Annotated in this window: 19 protein-coding genes; 16 read left to right on the forward strand and 3 right to left on the reverse strand. The window is 65.5% G+C overall.

From position 1 onward, the window contains the following. Positions 1 to 80 precede the first annotated feature (80 nt). Positions 81 to 416, forward strand: coding sequence for a Rieske (2Fe-2S) protein (locus IB275_RS26045; protein ID WP_192292605.1), 336 nt, complete (start codon positions 81 to 83; stop codon positions 414 to 416). A 146-nt stretch (positions 417 to 562) separates the two neighbouring features. Here the strand turns inward: IB275_RS26045 and sfsA are convergent, their stop codons facing one another. After that, a complete protein-coding gene (gene sfsA, locus IB275_RS26050) occupies positions 563 to 1,270 on the reverse strand; it encodes a DNA/RNA nuclease SfsA (RefSeq protein WP_192292607.1) in 708 nt (235 codons plus the stop codon). Next, positions 1,270 to 2,442, reverse strand: coding sequence for a pyridoxal phosphate-dependent aminotransferase (locus IB275_RS26055; protein ID WP_192292609.1), 1,173 nt, complete (start codon positions 2,440 to 2,442; stop codon positions 1,270 to 1,272). Before IB275_RS26055 ends, sfsA begins: the two co-directional genes overlap by 1 nt. A gap of 334 nt (positions 2,443 to 2,776) precedes the next feature. On the opposite strand from IB275_RS26055, the gene dksA reads away from it, so the two are divergent. From dksA to pgi, 11 genes are all read left to right on the forward strand, one after another. Then, positions 2,777 to 3,220 carry an RNA polymerase-binding protein DksA gene (gene dksA, locus IB275_RS26060; RefSeq protein ID WP_015478905.1) on the forward strand — a complete coding sequence of 148 codons (444 nt, stop codon included), beginning with the start codon at positions 2,777 to 2,779 and terminating at the stop codon, positions 3,218 to 3,220. Positions 3,221 to 3,302: 82 nt separating this feature from the next. Next, on the forward strand, positions 3,303 to 4,190 hold the full coding sequence (gene gluQRS / locus IB275_RS26065; RefSeq protein ID WP_192292612.1) for a tRNA glutamyl-Q(34) synthetase GluQRS: 888 nt from the start codon (positions 3,303 to 3,305) through the stop codon (positions 4,188 to 4,190). An 84-nt stretch (positions 4,191 to 4,274) separates the two neighbouring features. Then, on the forward strand, positions 4,275 to 4,451 hold the full coding sequence (locus IB275_RS26070; protein ID WP_015478907.1) for a hypothetical protein: 177 nt from the start codon (positions 4,275 to 4,277) through the stop codon (positions 4,449 to 4,451). After that, a complete protein-coding gene (locus tag IB275_RS26075) occupies positions 4,435 to 7,386 on the forward strand; it encodes a sensor histidine kinase (protein ID WP_192292614.1) in 2,952 nt (983 codons plus the stop codon). Before IB275_RS26070 ends, IB275_RS26075 begins: the two co-directional genes overlap by 17 nt. A gap of 26 nt (positions 7,387 to 7,412) precedes the next feature. Then, on the forward strand, positions 7,413 to 8,849 hold the full coding sequence (locus IB275_RS26080; RefSeq protein WP_192292616.1) for a sigma-54-dependent transcriptional regulator: 1,437 nt from the start codon (positions 7,413 to 7,415) through the stop codon (positions 8,847 to 8,849). Between the two features lie 763 nt (positions 8,850 to 9,612). Next, complete coding sequence (locus tag IB275_RS26085) at positions 9,613 to 11,022, forward strand: polynucleotide adenylyltransferase PcnB (protein ID WP_138214250.1); 1,410 nt, start codon at positions 9,613 to 9,615, stop codon at positions 11,020 to 11,022. Then, entirely contained in the window at positions 11,019 to 11,504 is a 486-nt protein-coding gene (gene folK, locus IB275_RS26090; protein WP_192292618.1) for a 2-amino-4-hydroxy-6-hydroxymethyldihydropteridine diphosphokinase, read from the forward strand. Before IB275_RS26085 ends, folK begins: the two co-directional genes overlap by 4 nt. A 141-nt stretch (positions 11,505 to 11,645) precedes the next feature. Continuing rightward, positions 11,646 to 12,443: a 3-methyl-2-oxobutanoate hydroxymethyltransferase gene (gene panB, locus IB275_RS26095; RefSeq protein ID WP_138214248.1), complete on the forward strand. Its 798-nt coding sequence runs from the start codon at positions 11,646 to 11,648 to the stop codon at positions 12,441 to 12,443. Further along, a complete protein-coding gene (gene panC / locus IB275_RS26100) occupies positions 12,443 to 13,294 on the forward strand; it encodes a pantoate--beta-alanine ligase (protein ID WP_192292620.1) in 852 nt (283 codons plus the stop codon). Before panB ends, panC begins: the two co-directional genes overlap by 1 nt. A gap of 122 nt (positions 13,295 to 13,416) precedes the next feature. Next, the gene (gene panD / locus IB275_RS26105) at positions 13,417 to 13,797 is read left to right on the forward strand and encodes an aspartate 1-decarboxylase (RefSeq protein WP_017518923.1); all 381 of its coding nucleotides are present in this window, start codon (positions 13,417 to 13,419) and stop codon (positions 13,795 to 13,797) included. Between the two features lie 84 nt (positions 13,798 to 13,881). Next, entirely contained in the window at positions 13,882 to 15,546 is a 1,665-nt protein-coding gene (gene pgi, locus IB275_RS26110; RefSeq protein ID WP_192292622.1) for a glucose-6-phosphate isomerase, read from the forward strand. A gap of 42 nt (positions 15,547 to 15,588) precedes the next feature. Here the strand turns inward: pgi and IB275_RS26115 are convergent, their stop codons facing one another. Beyond that, positions 15,589 to 16,563, reverse strand: a complete 975-nt coding sequence (locus IB275_RS26115) for a GlxA family transcriptional regulator (protein WP_192292624.1) — start codon at positions 16,561 to 16,563, stop codon at positions 15,589 to 15,591. Positions 16,564 to 16,663: 100 nt separating this feature from the next. On the opposite strand from IB275_RS26115, the gene IB275_RS26120 reads away from it, so the two are divergent. The 4 genes from IB275_RS26120 (at position 16,664) to IB275_RS26135 (ending at position 21,993) form a co-directional block, all read left to right on the forward strand. Further along, complete coding sequence (locus tag IB275_RS26120) at positions 16,664 to 17,755, forward strand: DJ-1/PfpI family protein (RefSeq protein WP_192292626.1); 1,092 nt, start codon at positions 16,664 to 16,666, stop codon at positions 17,753 to 17,755. Between the two features lie 62 nt (positions 17,756 to 17,817). Continuing rightward, on the forward strand, positions 17,818 to 19,755 hold the full coding sequence (acs, locus tag IB275_RS26125; protein ID WP_192292628.1) for an acetate--CoA ligase: 1,938 nt from the start codon (positions 17,818 to 17,820) through the stop codon (positions 19,753 to 19,755). Between the two features lie 82 nt (positions 19,756 to 19,837). Further along, positions 19,838 to 20,716, forward strand: a complete 879-nt coding sequence (locus IB275_RS26130) for an oxygenase MpaB family protein (RefSeq protein WP_192292630.1) — start codon at positions 19,838 to 19,840, stop codon at positions 20,714 to 20,716. Positions 20,717 to 20,814: 98 nt separating this feature from the next. Further along, complete coding sequence (locus tag IB275_RS26135) at positions 20,815 to 21,993, forward strand: acetyl-CoA C-acetyltransferase (protein WP_192292632.1); 1,179 nt, start codon at positions 20,815 to 20,817, stop codon at positions 21,991 to 21,993. The last annotated feature ends 93 nt before the right edge of the window (positions 21,994 to 22,086 follow it).

A 22,086-nucleotide genomic window follows, 5' to 3' on the forward strand; every position in this document is an offset into this window, starting at 1 on the left:
AAGTGCACCCTCTTCCGGTACCGCCCTGCAGGCGCGGATAATGTCCGCCTCGTGATGCCGTACCTGAATGGAAGACCCGGATGATCCTGCTCTGCGCCCCGCATGACCTGGCCGAAGGCCAGAGCCGGGGCTTCAAGGCCGCTGGCCTGAATCTCTTTGCCGTGCGCCGCCAGGGCCGTGTCTATGCCTACCGCAACAGCTGCCCGCACCGGGAAATCCCGCTGGGCTACGACGCTGAGCAGTACCTCGATGCCAGCGGACGCCTGCTGCAGTGCGGCCACCATGGCGCGCTGTTCCTGATCGAGACAGGCGAGTGCATCCAGGGGCCGTGCCTGGGGGATGTACTGGAGGCGTTGCCCTGCCGGGAAGATGAGAACGGCATCTGGCTGGAAGATCAGGAAGAAGATCAGGCGTAGGGCGCATAACGCTCGGCGTTATAAGCCGCCAGGCTGCTGCCGATACCAATGGGCGTAAGACCGCGAACAGCTGTACACCCTACGAAGCTGTCCGGCCCTGCGCAGTAGCGAGCCTGCTCGCGAACAGCCCTCGCACCGAGTCTTGCCTAGAGCAGCACCTGCATCGGCCGCTCCAGCCGGATTTCCTGCGTATCAATCCGCGCCCCATACGCCAGCACCTCCACGCCGGCGTTGCGCGCCTGCGCCAGCGCAGCGGCGTAGGCCGGGTCGATTTCCACCGCCGGGCGAACCGCGTCGATACCCGACAGGTTCACCGCATACAGCAGCACCGCACGCATGCCCTCGCGCGCCAGCGCCGCCAGCTCGCGCAAGTGCTTGGCACCTCGCAGGGTGACGGCATCGGGGAAGGCGGCGACCATGGTGTCATCGAACCCCAGGGTGACGCTCTTCACTTCCACGTACACCGGCTTGCCGGCATACATCAGACGGAAGTCCGCGCGGCTGTTCTCCTGCCCGTAAGCCACTTCGCGGCGCAGTTCATCGAAGCCGGCCAGCTCGGTCACCGTACCGGCCAGCAGCGCCTCTTCCACCAGACGGTTGGCCCGCCCGGTGTTCACGCAGGCCAACCGGCCCTGCGGGGTTTCCACCAGCTCCCAGGTCCCCGGCAGCTTGCGCTTGGGGTCATCGGAGCGGCTGAACCAGACTCGGCAACCTTCGCTCATGCAGTTGAGCATCGAGCCGGTGTTCGGACAGTGGATGGTGAGCTGCTCGCCACTGGCGGTCTCGATGTCCGCCAGAAAGCGCTTGTAGCGTTTGATCAGGCGCGCCTCTTCCAGCGCCGGTTCGAAGCGCATCAGGGACGCCAGGTCTTCAGGCCGCGCGCGATGCGTTCCACCGCCTGCTGCAGGCGCTCGACGCTCTGGGTGTAGGCGAAACGCACATGGTGCGAAGCCTGGTAACGCCCGAAGTCGATGCCGGGCGTGAAGGCCACGTGTTCGGTCTCGATGAAGTGCTGGCAGAAGGCGTAGGCGTCGCCACCGAAGGCGCTGATATCCGCATACAGATAAAAGGCACCCTCCGGCTCCACGGCGATGCCGAAGCCCAGTTCACGCAGCGCCGGCAACAGGTAGTCGCGGCGGCGACGGAATTCTTCGCGGCGTTCTTCGAGGATCGCCAGGGTCGCCGGCTCGAAGCAGGCCAGCGCGGCGTGCTGGGCCATGCTCGGCGCACTGATGTAGAGGTTCTGCGCCAGCTTCTCCAGTTCGCCCACCGCTTCGGGCGGCGCCACCAGCCAGCCCAGGCGCCAGCCGGTCATGCCGAAATATTTGGAGAAACTGTTGAGGACGAAGGCGTCGTCATCCACTTCCAGCACGCTGGGCGCATCCAGGCCGTACGTCAGGCCGTGGTAGATCTCGTCCACCACCAGATGGCCGCCGCGCGCCTTCAGGGCGCGAGACAGCGCGTCGAGTTCGTCCTTGTGCAACAAGGTGCCCGTAGGATTCGCCGGTGATGCGGCCAGAGCGCCTACACTGTCCTGATCCCAGTGCCGTTCGATGAGTTCCGGGGTGAGCTGGTAACGGCTCTCCGGCCCCACTGGCACCAGTTGCGCGGCGCCTTCCACCAGGCGCAGGAAGTGGCGGTTGCACGGGTAGCCCGGATCGGCCAGCAGCCAGTGCCTGCCCGGATCCACCAGCAGGCTGCTGGCGAGCAGCAGGGCGCCGGAACCGCCGGGCGTAACGAGAATGCGTTGCGGGTCGACCGACAGCCCGTAGCGCTGGGCGTAGAAGCCGGCGATGGCTTCGCGCAGGGCTGGCAGGCCACGTGCGGCGGTATAGCGTGTGTGACCATTTGCCAGGGCCTTCTGCCCGGCCTCGACGATGGGCGCGGCGGTGGTGAAGTCCGGCTCGCCGATTTCCAGGTGGATGACGTCGTGGCCCGCAGCCTGCAGCTCGTTGGCCCGCGCCAGCAGCGCCATGACGTGGAAGGGTTCGATGGCGCGGCTGCGCGCACTGAAGGTGGTGGCCATGGAATATTCCGAACTTTGCGACAGAGCCGGGATTCTAACAGGCCACTGATGAATTCTGGGCGGCCGCGCCTGTGATGTGCGGCTTCCGGGAACTTGCAGGCTTCGTCTGGCGAACGCCGACGATTCTGCTCAGGTTTGCAGAAAACCCCACTGGCGATGACCGGTGGGTCGCCGACCTGGCGATCAGGTCATGTGCGGGCACTGGCAGGCTCGATAACCGGGAGTAGCATCGCGGTTATCGTTCTGGTAAGTTCGCCCGCTGCGAGCGCGGGGCCGGCGGTGCCGGAGAGGGACCATCCGCGAGAGGATTAGCGAGAGTGAGAGGCGGTCATCCATGCCCACCAAAGCAAAGCAACAGAGCAGCCAACTGATTCGTGGCTTCGAGCCCTACCAGGAAACCAAGGGCGAGGAGTACATGAGTGATCGCATGCGCGCGCACTTCACCTCCATCCTCAACAAATGGAAAGTTGAGCTGATGGAAGAAGTGGACCGCACCGTGCACCACATGCAGGACGAAGCGGCCAACTTCCCCGATCCGGCCGACCGGGCCAGCCAGGAAGAAGAGTTCAGCCTCGAACTGCGCGCCCGCGACCGCGAGCGCAAGTTGATCAAGAAGATCGACGAGACCCTGCAACTGATCGAAGACAACGACTACGGCTGGTGCGATTCCTGCGGCGTCGAGATCGGCATCCGTCGTCTGGAAGCCCGCCCCACCGCCACCCTTTGCATCGACTGCAAGACCCTGGCGGAAATCAAGGAAAAGCAACTGGGCTCCTGAGCCTGGTTGATCCCGGACGGGGCGCTGCGGCGCCCCGTTTCGTTTCTGCGTTTTATAGATAGTCTTCCAGCAGAGAGCCTCCATGCCCGCCTCCCGCTACGTCGGACGCTTCGCCCCTACGCCCAGCGGCTACCTGCACTTCGGCTCGCTGGTGGCGGCAGTGGCTTCCTACCTGGACGCCCGCGCCGTGGGCGGCAAGTGGCTGGTGCGCATGGAAGACCTCGATCCGCCACGCGAAATGCCCGGCGCTCAGGCCGCCATCCTGGAAGCCCTCGAACGCTACGGTTTCGAATGGGACGGCCCGGTGGAGCACCAGAGGGAGCGTGGCGACGCCTATGCGGCCCAGGTCGAGCAATGGCTGCGCAGCGGCCTGGCCTATGCCTGCACCTGTTCGCGCAAGCAGCTCGAAGGCAGCCACGGTATCTATCCCGGCTCCTGCCGCGACGCCCAGCATGACTGGCACGGCGACGTCGCCATCCGTATCCGCGTGCCGGAACTGGACTACCGCTTCACCGATCGCCTGCAGGGTGAATTCCACCAGCACCTGGGCCGCGAAGTGGGCGACTTTGTCATCCGACGCCGCGACGGGCTGTTCGCCTATCAACTGGCGGTGGTGCTGGACGATGCGTGGCAGGGTGTTACCGACATCGTTCGCGGCGCCGACCTGCTGGACAACACCCCGCGCCAGCTCTACCTGCAGGAACTGCTGGGCATCGCCGCGCCACGTTACCTGCACGTGCCGCTGATCATCCAGCCCGACGGCCACAAGCTCGGCAAGTCCTACCGCTCGCCGCCGCTGCAGGCCAATCAGGCCGCGCCATTGCTGGTACGCGCACTCAAGGCGCTGGGCCAGGAGCCGCCCGCCGAACTGCTGCAGGCCACGCCCCACGAGGTGCTTGCCTGGGGCATCGCGCACTGGGATGCCAATGCCATTCCCCATAGCCTGACGCTGGAAGACGCGCAGCTCTAGACTTGTACCCGTCCCCACCGGCGGCCGGCTTGCCGGCAACTGTGCGCACAGGTAGCCTGCCCGCCGAACAAAGAGAGAGACGACATGTACATCTACCGACTGGTGTTGCTCCTGGTCGTGGGCATCTACCTGTTCTCACCGGCCATCATGGACTGGTGGATCGATCCCCACGGCGCCTGGTACCGCCCGTATCTGCTGTGGCTGATCCTGATCGTCGTCACCTTCATCCTGCAGAGCCAGCGCGATGCTGACGAGCTTTAGCCTTACCCAGCTGATCCTGATCAGCGCCTCCTACCTGATGGTCCTCTTCGGTGTCGCCTGGATCACCGAGCGCGGTTTCATTCCGCGCCGGCTGGTGCGCCATCCGCTGATCTACACCCTGTCGCTGGGCGTGTACGCCAGCGCCTGGGCCTTCTACGGCACGGTCGGGCTGGCCTACCAGTACGGCTACGGCTTCCTGGCGATCTACCTGGGCGTCTCCGGCGCGTTCCTGCTCGCACCGGTGCTGCTCTATCCGATCCTGCGGATCACCCGGGCCTACCAGCTGTCGTCGCTGGCCGACCTGTTCGCCTTCCGCTTCCGCAGCACCTGGGCCGGTGCGCTGACCACGTTGTTCATGCTGATCGGCGTGCTACCGATGCTTGCATTGCAGATCCAGGCGGTGACCGACTCGATCAGCATCCTCACCCGAGAATCCGAACCCAACCGCGCAGCGCTGGCGTTCTGCGCGCTGATCACGCTGTTCGCCATCCTCTTCGGCGCACGCCACATTGCCACACGCGAGCGTCATGAAGGGCTGGTGATGGCGATCGCCTTCGAATCGCTGGTGAAGCTGGTGGCGCTCTGCTCCATCGGCCTGTTCGCCCTCTACGGCGTATTCGGCGGACCGGATGGCCTGGAAGTGTGGCTGCTGCAGAACCAGGAAGCCCTGAGCACCCTGCACACACCGCTGGCCGAGGGGCCGTGGCGGACGCTGCTGCTGGTGTTCTTCGCCTCGGCCATCGTCATGCCGCACATGTTCCACATGACCTTCACCGAGAACCTCAACCCGCGCGCACTGCTCAGCGCCAGCTGGGGCCTGCCGCTGTTCCTGCTGCCGATGAGCCTGGCGGTGCCACCGATCCTCTGGGCCGGCCTGCACCTGGGCGCCTCGACCAACCCGGAATACTTCACCCTCGGCCTGGGCATCTCGGTGGACAGCCCGGCCCTGGCACTGACTGCCTTCGTCGGCGGCATCTCCGCCGCCAGTGGCCTGATCATCGTGATGACCCTGGCGCTCTCGGGCATGGTGCTCAACCATCTGGTGCTGCCGCTCTACCAGCCCCCGGCCGAAGGCAACATCTACCGCTGGCTGAAATGGACCCGCCGCGCGCTGATCGCCGCGATCATCATGGCCGGCTATGCCTTCTACCTGCTGCTGGGCGCCGAGCAGGACCTGTCCAACCTGGGCATCGTTTCCTTCGTTGCCACCCTGCAGTTCCTTCCCGGCGCGCTGGCCGTGCTCTACTGGCCGACCGCCAACCGCCGCGGCTTCATCGCAGGTCTCGTGGCGGGGATGCTGGTGTGGGGCGCGACCATGCTCACCCCGCTGGTGGCGAACATGCAGAGCATCTATCTGCCGCTGTTCAACTCGCTCTACGTGCTCGACGACACCACCTGGCACCTCGCGGCGCTCGCCTCGCTGGCGGCCAACGTACTGGTGTTCACCCTGGTCTCGCTGTTCACCGAAGCCAGCGATGAAGAGAAAGGCGCCGCCGAAGCCTGCGCCGTCGACAACGTACGCCGCCCGCAGCGCCGCGAGTTGATTGCCGTCTCCCCGCAGGAATTCGCCAGCCAGCTGGCCAAGCCGCTGGGCGCGAAGACCGCCCAGCGCGAGGTGGAACAGGCCCTGCGCGACCTGCACCTGCCCTTCGACGAGCGCCGCCCCTACGCCCTGCGCCGCCTGCGCGACCGCATCGAGGCAAACCTCTCCGGCCTGATGGGCCCGAGCGTGGCGCAGGACATGGTGGAGACCTTCCTGCCCTACAAGGCCAGCAGCGAAGCCTACGTCACCGAGGACATCCACTTCATCGAGAGCCGCCTCGAGGACTACCACTCCCGACTCACTGGTCTGGCCGCCGAGCTCGACACCCTGCGCCGCTACCACCGCCAGACCCTGCAGGACCTGCCGATGGGCGTGTGCTCGCTGGCCAAGGACCAGGAAATCCTCATGTGGAACCGCGCCATCGAGGAACTCACCGGCGTCAGCGCACAGCGCGTGGTCGGCTCGCGCCTGGCCGCCTTGCCCGACCCGTGGCGCGGCCTGCTGGAAGGCTTCATCGACGCCCCCGACGAACACCTGCACAAGCAGCGCCTGACCATCGAGGGCCAGACCCGCTGGCTGAACCTGCACAAGGCGGCGATCGAGGAGCCCCTCGCGCCCGGTAACAGTGGCCTGGTACTGCTGGTCGAAGACCTCACCGAAACCCAGTCCCTGGAAGACAAGCTGATCCATTCCGAGCGCCTGGCCTCCATTGGCCGCCTGGCCGCCGGTGTAGCCCACGAGATCGGCAACCCGATCACCGGCATCGCTTGCCTGGCGCAGAACCTGCGGGAAGAACGCGAAGGCGATGGCGAGCTGACCGAGATCAGCGGGCAGATCCTCGAACAGACCAAGCGCGTCTCGCGCATCGTGCAGTCGCTGATGAGCTTCGCCCACGCTGGCGGCAAGCAGGTCGCGGCCGAGCCGGTGTGCCTGGCGGACGTCGCCCAGGAAGCCATCGGCCTGCTGTCGCTGAACAAGCGCAGCATCGACGTGCAGTTCTTCAACCTGTGCGATCCGGAACACTGGGTGGAAGGCGACTCCCAGCGTCTGGCCCAGGTGCTGATCAACCTGCTGTCCAACGCCCGCGACGCCTCCCCGCCCAACGGCGCGATCCGCGTGCGCACCGAAGCTTCCGAGCAGACCATCGACCTGATCGTCGAGGACGAAGGCAGCGGAATACCCAAGTCGATCATCGACCGCCTGTTCGAGCCCTTCTTCACCACCAAGGACCCTGGCAAAGGGACCGGCCTGGGGCTCGCTCTGGTCTATTCGATCGTGGAAGAGCATTATGGGCAAATCACCATAGACAGCCCGGCTGACCCCGAACGCGAATGCGGAACCCGCATCAGCGTCACCTTGCCGCGGCATCCTGGCCCGACGGCCGAGCAGTAAACGAGCACGTCGAGAGAGCTGAATACATGGCACATATCCTCATCGTCGAAGACGAAACCATCATCCGTTCCGCCCTGCGACGATTGCTCGAGCGCAACCAGTACCAGGTCAGCGAAGCTGGCTCGGTACAGGAGGCGCAGGAGCGCTACAGCATCCCGTCGTTCGACATGATCGTCAGTGACCTGCGCCTGCCCGGCGCACCCGGCACCGAGCTGATCAAGCTGGCCCAGGGCACTCCGGTGCTGATCATGACCAGCTATGCCAGCCTGCGCTCGGCAGTGGACTCGATGAAGATGGGCGCGGTGGACTACATCGCCAAGCCGTTCGACCACGACGAGATGCTCCAGGCCGTGGCGCGCATCCTCAAGGATCGCCAGGAAAACCGTAACGCTCCCGCCGAAGCCCGCGGTAACGCCAAGGCCGCCGACCGTAGCAGCGGTAACACCGCGCCCGCAGACGGCGAGATCGGCATCATCGGCTCCTGCGCGCCCATGCAGGAGCTCTACACCAAGATCCGCAAGGTCGCGCCCACCGACTCCAATGTGCTGATTCAGGGCGAGTCCGGTACCGGCAAGGAACTGGTCGCCCGCGCGCTGCACAACCTGTCCAAGCGCACCAAGGCGCCGCTGATCTCGGTGAACTGCGCCGCTATTCCGGAAACCCTCATCGAATCCGAACTGTTCGGCCATGAGAAAGGAGCGTTCACCGGCGCCAGCGCCGGCCGTGCGGGCCTGGTGGAAGCGGCCGACGGTGGCACTCTGTTCCTCGACGAGATCGGCGAGCTGCCGCTCGAGGCCCAGGCACGCCTGCTGCGCGTGCTGCAGGAAGGCGAGATCCGCCGAGTCGGCTCGGTGCAGTCGCAGAAGGTCGACGTCCGCCTGATCGCCGCCACCCACCGCGACCTGAAGATGCTGGCCAAGACCGGCCAGTTCCGCGAAGACCTCTATTACCGCCTCCACGTCATCTCGCTGAAACTGCCGCCCCTGCGCGAGCGCGGCCCTGACGTGATGGAGATCGCCCGCTCCTTCCTGGCGCGCCAGTGCTCCCAGATGGGGCGCCCGTCACTGACCTTCTCCCACGAGGCCGAACAGGCCATCCGTCACTACCCGTGGCCGGGTAACGTGCGTGAGCTGGAGAACGCCATCGAGCGCGCGGTGATCCTCAGCGAAAGCCAGGAAATCCCGGCCGACCTGCTGGGCATCGACATCGAGCTGGATGATCTGGACGACGACTTCGGCGATGACGGCGACCTGCGCCCGACCAACGGCAGCGCCAGCAACCACGAGCCTACCGAGGACCTGTCGCTGGAGGACTACTTCCAACACTTCGTCCTCGAGCATCAGGACCACATGACCGAGACCGAGCTGGCCCGCAAGCTGGGCATCAGCCGCAAATGCCTGTGGGAACGCCGCCAGCGCCTGGGCATCCCGCGCCGCAAATCCGGCGCATCGGCTGACTCGTAAGACGTTTCACACTGTTACCGGAGACAAGCTCCGTAACAAAAGCCGGGTTCATCGGTAACGGAAACCCGGCTTTTTTGTGCCTGCCGTTCGGGGGTGAATCCTCGCAAACCCTTGAAAAATAAGGATTCGCAAAAGTTGGCACGGCATCTGCTTTGTTATTGGTACAACAACAATAACAAGCACGACCACTCACAATAAGAACAAGACGAAACGACTCCAGCACAACAAAAACAAGATCGCGGAGGCGCAGCTAACTGATTCTTTTGGAGAAGGGTAGCCGTCGGGACCAGTCCCGCAACCAGTCAAGAAGAATAAAACTGTCTTGAGACAGCACGCAAAACTGGTTGGATCGAAAGATCATTGCTCACTCAGCGACCAAAGCAATCCGTTTGCTATTGAACACCTTCCAAGTGTGGAAGGTTCCCCGAAGCAGGTAGCTTCGAGGGTCGGGTCTACAAACAAAAACAACAAGCCCGGTAATCATAATAAAAACAAAGCACGCACCTATTTGGGGGGGAGCCTCGGCTCCCCCAGTAGCTTTCGCTACACCCTCCCGATCCCTCCCCGCAAGTCCCTTTCTTCAGTTTTCTTCATCATCCCACCCCACGATGCTAGAATCGCCGCGGCGCAGACGGCATTCGATTTGCTGCCATTTGTTTCAAGGCAGCGGCAGACACCCGCTATCCTCCAGGAAACGCCGTAATCAGGCGGCTTGCCGAGACCTGCGTATGCCATCCATACACCTATTCCCGATAGTGCACACATGCTGAAAAAGCTGATCCAGTCCATCCGATCCCCACTGCGCCGTCCGCGCGCTGTCCGCACTACTCCGGAAGTCGTTGGCAATCATCAGCACTCGCTGCGGCGGGAACAGTTCAGCAGGAACGCGGTGAACGTCGTGGAGCGCCTGACCAAGGCTGGCTACCAGGCGTACATCGTCGGCGGTGGCGTACGTGACCCGCTGCTGGGCATTCCGCCCAAGGACTTCGATGTGGCCACCAGCGCCACCCCCGAGCAGGTGCGTGCCGAATTCCGCAACGCGCGGGTGATCGGTCGCCGCTTCAAGCTGGTCCACGTCCATTTCGGCCGCGAGATCATCGAGGTTGCCACCTTCCGCGCAAACCATCCGGTCAGCGAAGACGACGACGCCAATAGCGCCCACGCCTCCCGCAACGAGGCCGGCCGCATACTGCGTGACAACGTCTACGGCACCCTGGAAGACGACGCCCAGCGCCGCGACTTCACCATCAACGCCCTGTACTTCGACGTCACCGGCGAGCGCATCCTCGACTACGCCCACGGCGTGCGCGACATCCGCAACCGCCTGATCCGCCTGATCGGCGATCCGGAGCAGCGTTACCTCGAAGACCCGGTACGGATGCTGCGGGCCGTGCGCTTCGCCGCCAAGCTGGACTTTGAGATCGAAAAGCACAGCGCCGCACCGATTCGCCGCCTGGCGCCGCTGCTCAATGAAATTCCTTCGGCGCGCCTGTTCGACGAAATCCTCAAGCTGTTCCTCAGCGGCAAGGCCGAACGCACCTTCGAACTGCTCAACGAGTACGAACTGTTCGCCCCGCTGTTCCCGGCGAGCGCCAAGGCGCTGAAGGACGACCCGGAGTACGCCGGCAAGCTGATGCGCCAGGCCCTGGCCAACACCGACGAGCGCATCCGCATGGGCAAGCCGGTTACCCCGGCCTTCCTGTTCGCTGCGCTGCTCTGGCCGGCCCTGCCTGCCCGCGTGCTGAAGCTGCAGGACCGTGGCATGCCGCCGATCCCGGCGATGCAGGAAGCCGCCCACGAGCTGATCCTCGAGCAGTGCCGCCGCACCGCGGTGCCCAAGCGCTTCACCATCCCGATCCGCGAGATCTGGGACATGCAGGAGCGCCTGCCGCGCCGCCAGGGCAAGAAGGCTGACCTGCTGCTGGAGAACCCGCGGTTCCGCGCCGGCTACGACTTCCTGCTGCTGCGCGAGAGCGCCGGCGAGGAAACCGGCGGCCTCGGCGACTGGTGGACCGACTACCAGGAAGCCAGCGACGGTGAACGCCGCGGGATGATCCGTAACCTGGCCAGCCAGCAGGAAGAAGGCGGCGCCGCCGCACCGCGCAAGCGCCGCCGTGGCGGTAGCAACCGTCGCCGTCGCGGCCCGCGCACCGAAGGCGCCAGCAGCGAATGAGCGAACGGGTGTACATCGGGCTCGGCAGCAACCTCGCCGAGCCGCGCCAGCAGCTGGAAGCCGCGCTGAAGGCGCTGTCGCAAGTCCCCGCCACCAAGGTGGCGGTGGTCTCCCCGCTCTACGCCAGCGACCCGCTGGGCCCGCCGGACCAGCCGCGCTACGTCAACGCCGTGGCCGCCCTGGATACCGACCTGGAGCCACTCGCGCTGCTCGACGCCCTGCAGACCATCGAGCTGGAGCAGGGCCGCGTACGCAAGGATGAGCGCTGGGGTCCGCGCACCCTCGACCTCGATATTCTGCTGTTTGGCCAGCGCCTGATCGAAGAGCCGCGCCTGACCGTGCCGCACTACCACATGCACGCCCGCGCCTTCGTGCTCTACCCGCTGGCGGACCTCGCTCCGCAACTGCGTTTCCCCGACGGGCGCACCTTGGCCGAGCTGCTCGCCGCCTGTCCGTTCAGCGGCCTCGAGCGCCTGTCCTGATGCATGCTGCGCCCCAGGCGTGGGGCGCACTGGCAGTAACGCCGTAACAGTCCGGTAACACCTGCAATTGACTTAGCCTTTTTCGATCCGGACTATAGGGCCCCGTTTGCCCCTGCCCGGCGCAGAACCGAGGACACTTTCATGCCTGATGTCACCCTGACCACCCTGCAAGGTCTCAAGCAAAGCGGCGAAAAGATCGCGATGCTGACCTCCTACGATGCCACTTTCGCCCACACCGCCAGTCTGGCCGGTGCCGAAATGCTGCTGATCGGTGACTCCCTGGGTATGGTGCTGCAAGGTCACGACAGCACGCTGCCGGTGACCGTTGAGGACATGGCCTACCACACCGCCGCCGTGAAACGCGGTAACAAGGGCGCACTGATCGTCACCGACCTGCCGTTCGAATCCGGCACCTCGCTGGACCAGCTGCTGCGCGACTCGGTGAAGGTCATGCAGGCCGGCGCCCACATGGTCAAGCTCGAAGGCGGCGCCTGGCTCGCCGAGCCGATCATCCGCCTGGCCCAGATGGGCATCCCGGTGTGCGCACACCTGGGCCTCACCCCGCAGGCCGTCAACCTGTTCGGCGGTTTCAAGGTCCAGGGCCGCCAGGAAAACCAGGCGCGCCAGCTGCGCGCCGACGCCATCGCCCTGGAGCAGGCCGGTGCCGCCGTACTGCTGCTGGAGTGCGTGCCATCCGCACTGGCGAAGGAAATCACCGAAGCCGTAAAGATCCCGGTCATCGGCATCGGCGCCGGCGCCGGCACCGACGGCCAGGTGCTGGTGATGCACGACATGCTCGGCCTGTCGCTGTCCGGCCGTTCGCCGAAGTTCGTGAAAAACTTCCTCGACGGCCAGCCCGACATTCAGTCCGCCTTCGCCGCCTACGTGAAGGCAGTCAAGGACGGCACCTTCCCCGGCCCGGAGCACGGTTTCGCCTGATGAATACAGTCAAGACAGTCCGTGAGCTGCGCGCCGCCGTGGCGCGCGCCCGTAGCGAAGGCAAGCGTATTGCTCTGGTCCCGACCATGGGCAACCTGCATGCCGGCCACGCCGCGCTGGTGACCAAGGCCAGCCAGCGCGCCGACTTCGTAGTGGCGAGCATCTTCGTCAACCCGCTGCAGTTCGGCCCCAGCGAAGACCTGGACAAGTACCCGCGCACCCTGGCGGCGGACCAGGAGAAACTGCTCAACGCCGGCTGCCATCTGTTGTTCGCCCCCACCGTTGAGGAGATGTATCCCGACGGCATGGAAGGCCAGACCAGACTGCATGTCACCGGCGTCTCCGAGGGCCTGTGCGGCGGCAGCCGTCCTGGTCACTTCGATGGCGTCGCCACGGTGGTCTGCAAGCTGTTCAACATGGTCCAGCCCGACATGGCGCTGTTCGGCGAGAAGGACTTCCAGCAACTGGCGGTCATCCGCAAGCTGGTACGCGACCTGAACCTGCCGATCCAGATCTTCGGCGAGCCCACCGTGCGCGCCGAGGACGGTCTGGCCCTTTCGTCGCGCAACGGATACCTCACTGAGGAACAGCGCGCCCTCGCGCCTGTCCTGCAGCGCACCCTGAAGCAACTGGCCGAGCGTATCCGCCAGGGCGAGCGCGACTTCCCCGCGCTGCTGTCCGAGGGCAGCCAGCAGATCGAAGCGGCCGGCCTGCGCATCGACTACCTCGAGGCGCGCGAGTCCGCCGGCCTGCGCCCGGCTACGGCGCAAGACCATCAGTTGGTGATCCTGGTCGCCGCCTTCCTGGGCACCACCCGGCTGATCGACAACCTCGCCTTCCACATCGACTGATTCCCCGCCCGATACCCGAATTTTCGCCTCGAAGCCGCGCCAGTCGCGGCCTTGAGCGACTTCGGGTGCTCGGGCATACTCGCCCCGCTCTCCTCGACCAGAAGAAAAACAGGAGCCACGCCATGCAGAGCATCATGCTCAAAGCCAAACTGCACCGCGCCGAAGTCACCCACGCCGTGCTCGACTATGAAGGCTCCTGCGCCATCGACGGCGAATGGCTCGATCTCGCCGGCATCCGCGAGTACGAACAGATCCAGATCTACAACGTCGACAATGGCGAACGTTTCACCACCTACGCCATCCGTGGCGAGGAAGGTTCGCGGATGATTTCCGTCAACGGCGCCGCCGCCCACAAGGCCAAGGTGGGTGACCGGGTGATCATCTGCGCGTACGCTCAGTTCAGCGACGCCGAGCTGGAAGGCTACCAGCCGCGCATGCTGTACATGGCGCCCGGCAATGAACTCAGCCACACCAGCAACGCCATCCCGGTTCAGCTCGCCTGAGCCACTGGGAAGGTTCGGAACCACCGGGCCTTCCCAAGTTCCAAAGCCTCGTTCAAACACGCCCGTCTTACCCGAAGGTACGTCATGGAACACCACCTCACCCCGCTGGATGCCACCAAACTGGCAAGCTGGCAGGCATTGGCGGCCCACCGCCAGGATCTGCAGAACTTCACCATGCGCGAGGCATTCGCCGAGGACCCGGAGCGTTTCAAGCGCTTCTCCATGAGCGCCTGCGGTCTGTTCCTCGACTTCTCGAAGAATCTGATTCGCCAGGACACTCTCGACCTGCTGGTGAAGCTCGCTGAGGAAGCCAAGCTGGGCGAGGCCATCCAGTCGATGTTCCGTGGCGAGGTGATCAATGCCTCCGAACGCCGCCCGGTGCTGCACACCGCGCTGCGCCGCCCCATCGGCGACAAGGTTCTGGTCGACGGCATCGATGTGATGCCCGAAGTGCACCGCGTGCTGCACCAGATGACTGAGTTGGTCGCCGCGGTACACAACGGCCTGTGGCGCGGCTATACCGAAAAGCCGATTACCGACGTGGTGAACATCGGCATCGGAGGTTCCTTCCTCGGCCCGCAACTGGTCTCCGAAGCGTTGCTGCCTTTCGCCCAGAAAGGCGTGCGTTGCCACTACCTGGCGAACATCGACGGCAGCGAATTCCGCGAGATGACCGCCAAGCTCAACGCCGAGACCACGCTGTTCATCGTCTCCTCGAAGTCCTTCGGCACCCTGGAAACCCTGAAGAACGCCCAGGCAGCCCGCGCCTGGTACCTGGCCCAGGGCGGCAGCGAGGCGGAGCTGTACCGCCACTTCATCGCCGTCTCGAGCAACAAGGAGGCGGCCGCCGCCTTTGGCATCCGCCCGGAGAACGTCTTCCCGATGTGGGACTGGGTCGGAGGTCGTTACTCACTGTGGTCGGCCATCGGCCTGCCGATCGCCATGTCGGTGGGTATCAACAACTTCAAGGAGCTGCTGTCCGGCGCCTACAGCATGGACCAGCACTTCCTGACATCCCCGTTCGAGAAGAACATCCCGGTGCTGCTGGGCCTGCTCGGCGTCTGGTACGGCGACTTCTGGGGCGCGCGCAGCCACGCGATCCTGCCCTACGACTACTACCTGCGGAACATCACCGATCACCTGCAGCAGCTGGACATGGAATCCAACGGCAAGAGCGTGCGCCAGGACGGCACCCCGGTGTCCGCCGGCACCGGGCCGGTGATCTGGGGCGGCGTGGGCTGCAACGGTCAGCACGCGTACCACCAGTTACTGCACCAGGGCACCCACCTGATCCCGGCCGACTTCATCGTCCCGGTGTCCAGCTACAACCCGGTCGCCGATCACCACCAGTGGCTGTACGCCAACTGCCTGTCGCAGAGCCAGGCCCTGATGGTCGGCAAGAGCCGCGCCGAGGCCGAAGCCGAGCTGCGCGCCAAAGGTGTGGACGAAGCTGAAGTGCAGCGCCTGGCGCCGCACAAGGTGATCCCGGGCAACCGCCCGAGCAACACCCTGGTGCTGGAGCGCATCAGCGCCCGCCGCCTGGGTGCACTGATCGCCATGTACGAGCACAAGGTCTACGTACAGAGCATCCTCTGGGGCATCAACGCCTTCGACCAGTGGGGCGTGGAACTGGGCAAGGAGCTGGGCAAGGCTGTCTACGGCCGCCTGGTCGGCAGCGAGGAAAGCGCCGCCGAGGACGGCTCCACCCAAGGCCTGATCGACTTCTTCCGCGGCCGTCACCGCGGCTGATAGCGAAACGGACGGAGGCGCGCCTGCGCGTCCGTCCCGCTCCTAGCGGCAGAAGCGCTGACGAAACTCCGCGGGCGTCACGCCCAGCGCCTGCACGAAAGCGCGTCGCAGGTTGTATTCGTTGCCGAAGCCTGCGTGCTGTGCCACCCGCTTGAGCGACGATTCCCTCGCCTCCAGCAGCTGGCTCGCCTTCTCCAGACGCAACTCCAGCAGCAGCTTCGCCGGGGTCATCCCCATCTCCGCCTTGCAATGCCGATGCAGAGTGCGCGCTGACATGGCCATCTGCGTCGCCATCTCCTCGACATCGAGGGCCTCCGCCAGCCGTCCCCGCAGCCACTCCACCAGGCGCTCCATCTGCCCGCCCGGCGGCGCCTGCTGCGCCAGCAACTCGGCACTGAACTGGCGCTGGCCGCCAGGACGGCGCAGGTACATCACCAGCCCACGGGCAACCCGCAGCGACAGGGAGCGACCGTGGTCCTCCTCCACCAGACTCAGGCACAGGTCCATCCCGGCCGTCACACCGGCAGAGCTGTAGAACTTCTCGTCGCGGACGAACAGCGAGTCGTGCATCACCCGCAAGCGAGGAAACAGTCGCTGCAACAGTTCGGCGTAACGCCAGTGGGTGACCACCGATCGCCCCTCCAGTAGCCCTGCCTGTGCCAGCAGAAAGGCCCCGGTGCACACCGAGCCGCAACGCGCGGCGTGGATTGAGGCCTGCGTCAGCCAGCGCGCGACTTCGCCTTTCTGCAGGAGCGCCTGCACCCCATGGCCGCCCGCCACGAGCACAGTGCAGCCCGCCACTTGCTGTGGCTCTGGCAAGGCCCTGGTCGCCAGTTCCAGTCCGGTACTGGAGCGAACCAACCCGCCAGCTGGCGATACCGCCTCGAGCTGGTAGGCGGGACGGGCAGCGGCCGGCAGGTGTTCGTCCACTGCCGAGAACACATCGGCCGGCCCGGTGGCATCGAGCAACTGGAAGTCCGGGAAGACCAGCAACAGAACGCGGTGAGGAGCACTCATCGGGGCAAGTCCTGGGAACGATTGGCAGATATTCATCCATCAGCGTCAGAAGTGACAGACGTATCGCCGGCAGGATGGAAATCCCCCCTCGGAGATGGCCATGCGCAATGTCCTGCTGTTTCTCATCCTGCTGCTCTGCACCCACGCCGCCCAGGCTGACGACGAGACGCTTGCACCCTATCAACCGCGTCTCGGCCGCGAACGCCCGGTCATCGCCGTCGTCGCCCAGAACCGCATGACCGAGCTCGCGGATTACGTCATCCCTCTCGGCATACTGCGCCGTTCGGGAGTGGCGCAAGTGCTCGCCCTTGCGACGGAGCCAGGACCTGTGCAACTGATGCCCGCCCTGCGACTTCAGCCACAGGCCACGCTGGAGGAGTTCATGCAACGTTATCCGCAGGGCGCCGACTATCTGATCGTGCCCGCCGTGCACGACAGCCAGGACCCTACCCTGCTGGCCTTCATCCAGGCGCAGGCAGCGCGGGACGCGACCATCGTCGGCGTCTGCGATGGCGTCCTGGTGCTGGGCTACGCGGGGCTGTTGCACGGCCGACGCGCCACCGGCCATTGGTACTCGCGTAGCCAGCGCCTGGAGGACTTTCCCGATACTCACTGGGAGGAGAATCGCCGCTACGTAGCGGACGGCAAGGTGATCACCACCTCCGGTGTTACCGCTGCACTACCGCTATCACTTGCACTGGTAGCGGCCATCGCTGGCGAACCCAGAGCCGCCACGCTCGCTCGGGAGTTCGGCGTACAGGACTGGTCGCCGCGGCACGACAGCCAGCGCTTCAGCCTCGGCGTCAGCGGCTACCTGATCGCCGCCGCCAACTACCTCGCCATCTGGAACCACGAGGTCTTCAGCGTCCCCCTGAAGCAGGGCTTCGACGAAGTCAGCCTGGCACTGACAGCGGACGCCTGGGCGCGGACCTTCCGAACAGAAGTACGGGGCAGCGCCGCGCACCCCGTCAGCAGTGCCGGTGGCCTGCTGTTCCTGCCGGATCCACCTGACGACCACCCAGCATTGCCGGGACTTGGCGCCACGGCGATCCCGACGCTCGACAGCACACTTGACGCCATCGCCCGGCGCTACGGCGAATCGACCCGGCGCCTGGTCGCCTCCCAGCTGGAATACGCCCCGCCTGAACGATCCGACCGCCTGGCGCGTCGAAACAACATGGACAACCCTTGAACCCGCCTGGCCTTGGATGCACCCTTGGGGGCATCTCGGCTCAACAACAACAAGGATTCCCCATGTACGAGATCAGCCTTCACCCCGTGCCGGAGGCCGTACGCAAGCGTGCCTACCTCGATAACGACGCGTACCAGCGCCTCTACAAGCAGTCGGTAGACGACCCGGAAGCCTTCTGGGGCGAGCAAGCCAAGGCCTTCCTCGACTGGTTCAAGCCCTGGCACTCGGTGCACCACGGCGACCTGGCGAAGGGCCAGGCCACCTGGTTCAAGGGCGGTCAGCTCAACGTCACCTACAACTGCATCGACCGCCACCTGGAACAGCGTGCCGAGCAGGTCGCGATCATCTGGGAAGGCGACAACCCCAGCGAATCCGCCAACATCACCTACCGCAAGCTGCACAGCCATGTCTGCCGCCTGGCCAACGTGCTCAAGAGCCGCGGCGTAGGGAAGGGCGACCGGGTCTGCATCTACATGCCGATGATCCCCGAGGCGGCCTACGCCATGCTGGCCTGCGCGCGGATCGGCGCGATCCACTCGGTGGTGTTCGGCGGCTTCTCCCCGGACGCCCTGCGTGACCGCATCAACGATGCCGACTGCCGCACCGTGATCACCGCCGACGAGGGTGTGCGCGGCGGCAAGTACGTCCCGCTGAAGAAGAACGTTGAAAAGGCCCTGGCCGACTGCCCGAACGTCTCCACCGTGGTGGTGGTCGAGCGCACCCAGGGCGAGATCCCATGGGTCGAAGGCCGTGACATCTGGTACCACGAGGCGCTGGGCGAGGTCAGCGAAGACTGCGCCCCCGAGCCGATGGACTCCGAGGACCCGTTGTTCATCCTCTACACCTCCGGCTCCACCGGCAAACCCAAGGGCGTACTGCACACCACCGGTGGCTACCTGCTGGGCGCGGCAATGACCCACAAGTACGTGTTCGACTACCACGACGGCGACATCTACTGGTGCACCGCGGACGTGGGCTGGGTCACCGGCCACAGCTACATCGTCTACGGCCCGCTGGCCAACGGCGCCACCACCCTGATGTTCGAGGGCGTGCCGAACTACCCCGACGCCTCGCGCTTCTGGCAGGTGATCGACAAGCACCAGGTGAACATCTTCTACACCGCGCCGACCGCGATCCGCGCCCTGATGCGCGAGGGCGAAGCCCCGGTGCAGAAGACCGACCGCAGCAGCCTGCGCCTGCTCGGCTCGGTTGGCGAGCCGATCAACCCGGAAGCCTGGGAGTGGTACTACAACGTGGTGGGCGAAAAACGCTGCCCCATCGTCGACACCTGGTGGCAGACGGAGACCGGCAGCATCCTGATCACCCCGCTGCCCGGCGCCACTGACCTCAAACCCGGCTCCGCCACCCGCCCCTTCTTCGGCGTGCAACCGGTGCTGCTGGATGAGCAGGGCAAGGAAATCGCTGGCCCCGGTTCCGGCGTCCTCGCCATTAAATCAAGCTGGCCGAGCCAGATCCGCAGCGTCTATGGCGACCACCAACGGATGATCGACACCTACTTCAAGCCCTACCCCGGCTACTACTTCACCGGCGACGGCGCGCGCCGCGACGAGGATGGCTACTACTGGATCACCGGCCGCGTGGACGACGTGATCAACGTCTCCGGCCACCGCATCGGCACCGCCGAGGTGGAGAGTGCGCTTGTCCTGCACGACTCGGTGGCCGAGGCCGCCGTGGTCGGCTATCCGCACGACCTCAAGGGCCAGGGCATCTACGCCTTCGTCACCACCATGAACGGCATCGAGCCCAGCGACGCGCTCAAGCAGGAACTGCTGGCGCTGGTGAGCAAGGAGATCGGCAGCTTCGCCAAGCCGGAAATGCTGCAGTGGGCGCCGGGCCTGCCCAAGACCCGTTCGGGCAAGATCATGCGTCGCATCCTGCGCAAGATCGCTTGCAACGAGCTGGAAAACCTCGGCGACACCTCGACCCTGGCCGACCCCAGCGTGGTCCAGGGACTGATCGACAACCGCCTCAACCGCTGACGCGCGCTACAGGCCAAGGGTGCAAAGATGCTAGGTTTAGCAAACAGACCTGTCGTCCTTGCCCCGAGGCCTGTCCGCCGCAATGGAAACCGTCCGCCGTCATATCGAAAGCCAGGTACTCAGCCTGACCGGCCTCGCCCTGGGCGGGGTCGACTTCGAGTCGCCCAAGGGCGACCCCGGACTGTTCGGGCCGGACTCCGTGAGCTGGAGAGTCCACGGGGACTTCAGCTCGATGCTCATCGGCGGTATCAGCGCCCTGCTCCTGCAGATGCTGCACCCCGCTGCTCTCGGCGGCGTCTGGGACCACTCCAACTTCCGCGCCGACATGCTTGGCCGCCTGCGACGCACCGGGCAGTTCATCTCCGCCACCACCTATGGCTCGCGCAGTGACGCCGAGAAGCTGATCGAGCGGGTGCGACGCATCCACGACAATGTGCACGGCACGCTGCCCGACGGCACATCCTATGCCGCCAGCGACCCGGACCTGCTGACCTGGGTGCATGTCGCCGAGGTCAGCTGCTTCCTCGCCTCGCACCTGCGCTACCTGAACCCGGACCTTTCCGGCGAAGAGCAGGACCGTTACTACGATGAGATCGCCCGCATCGCCGAGCGTCTCGGAGCACGCAACGTGCCGCGTTCGCGGGCCGATGTCGCCGCCTACCTGCAACGCATGCGCCCGCAACTGCGCTACGACGAGCGCACCCGCGAAGTGGTCAGCGTGCTGTTCAACGCCCCCGCCCCGAGCTTCCTCGCCAAACCCTTCGGCATGCTGATGATGCGCGCTGGCATAGATCTGCTGCCGGACTGGGCCACGGATCAGCTCGGCCTGAGCCTGGGGAGCCTGCAGCGGCAACTGATCCGTTCCAGTGTGAGGCGCAGCGTGCCACTGCTGCGCTGGGCGGTCCGCAACGGCTCGTTGCACCGCGCACGCCGGCGCATGGGTTTACCACCTCTGCGCTGAAGCGTGACCACCCGGTTCGGAGGGTGGTGAGCCGGCGGCGGGCATGCAACCATGACCGTTCGCTGCGGCCTCGCCGCTTCCGACAGAGGATTCGTGTCATGCAAGAAGTCGTCATCGTCGCTGCCACCCGTACCGCCATCGGCAGCTTCCAGGGTTCGCTTTCCGCACTGCCGGCCCATGAACTGGGCGCTGCAGTCATTCGCAGCCTGCTGCAACAGACCGGCCTGGACCCGGCTCGGGTCGACGAGGTGATCCTCGGCCAGACCCTGACCGCCGGCGCCGGCCAGAACCCGGCGCGCCAGGCATTGATCGCTGCCGGCCTGCCCAACAGCGTCCCCGCGATGACCGTGAACAAGGTCTGCGGCTCCGGGCTCAAGGCACTGCACCTGGCGACCCAGGCGATTCGCTGCGGGGACGCCGACATCATCATTGCCGGCGGCCAGGAAAGCATGAGCCTCGCCCCCTACGTCATGCCCGGCGCCCGCACCGGCCTGCGCATGGGCCACGCGAAGCTGATCGACAGCATGATCCAGGATGGCCTGTGGGACGCCTTCAACGACTACCACATGGGCATCACCGCCGAGAACCTGGTGGAAAAGTACGGCATCAGCCGCGAGGAGCAGGACGCCTTCGCCGCCGACTCGCAGCGCAAGGCGACTGCGGCCATCGAGGCGGGCCGATTCAAGGCCGAGATCACCGCCATCGAGATTCCCCAGCGCAAGGGCGAACCGCTGCGCTTCGACACCGACGAACAGCCACGCGCCGGCACTACCGCCGAGTCCCTGGCCAAGCTCAAACCGGCGTTCAGGAAGGACGGCAGCGTGACTGCCGGCAATGCTTCCGCCCTCAATGACGGCGCCGCCGCCGTCCTGCTGATGAGCGCCGCCAAAGCCGGCGAACTGGGCCTGCCGGTCCTGGCCCGTATTGCCGCCTACGCCAACGCGGGAGTCGACCCGGCCATCATGGGCATTGGCCCGGTCTCGGCTACCCGCCGCTGCCTGAAGAAGGCCGGCTGGCAACTCGCCGACCTGGACCTGATCGAAGCCAACGAAGCCTTCGCCGCCCAGGCGCTGTCCGTGGGCAAGGAACTGGGCTGGGATGCTTCGAAGGTGAATGTGAACGGCGGCGCCATCGCCCTCGGCCACCCCATCGGCGCCTCGGGCTGCCGCGTGCTGGTCACCCTGTTGCACGAAATGCTCCACCGCGACGCGAAAAAAGGTCTCGCGACGCTCTGCATCGGCGGCGGGCAGGGCGTGGCGCTGGCTCTGGAGCGCTGACAACCGTTGGCTTGCTGCGCAGAATTCACTCTGCGCGGCAAGTCTCTGCGCACGCTGGCAGGGCGACTCCCTGCCAACTTGATTCCCCGCATG

The organism is Pseudomonas sp. PDM21 (assembly GCF_014852505.2).
Taxonomy (GTDB): domain Bacteria; phylum Pseudomonadota; class Gammaproteobacteria; order Pseudomonadales; family Pseudomonadaceae; genus Pseudomonas.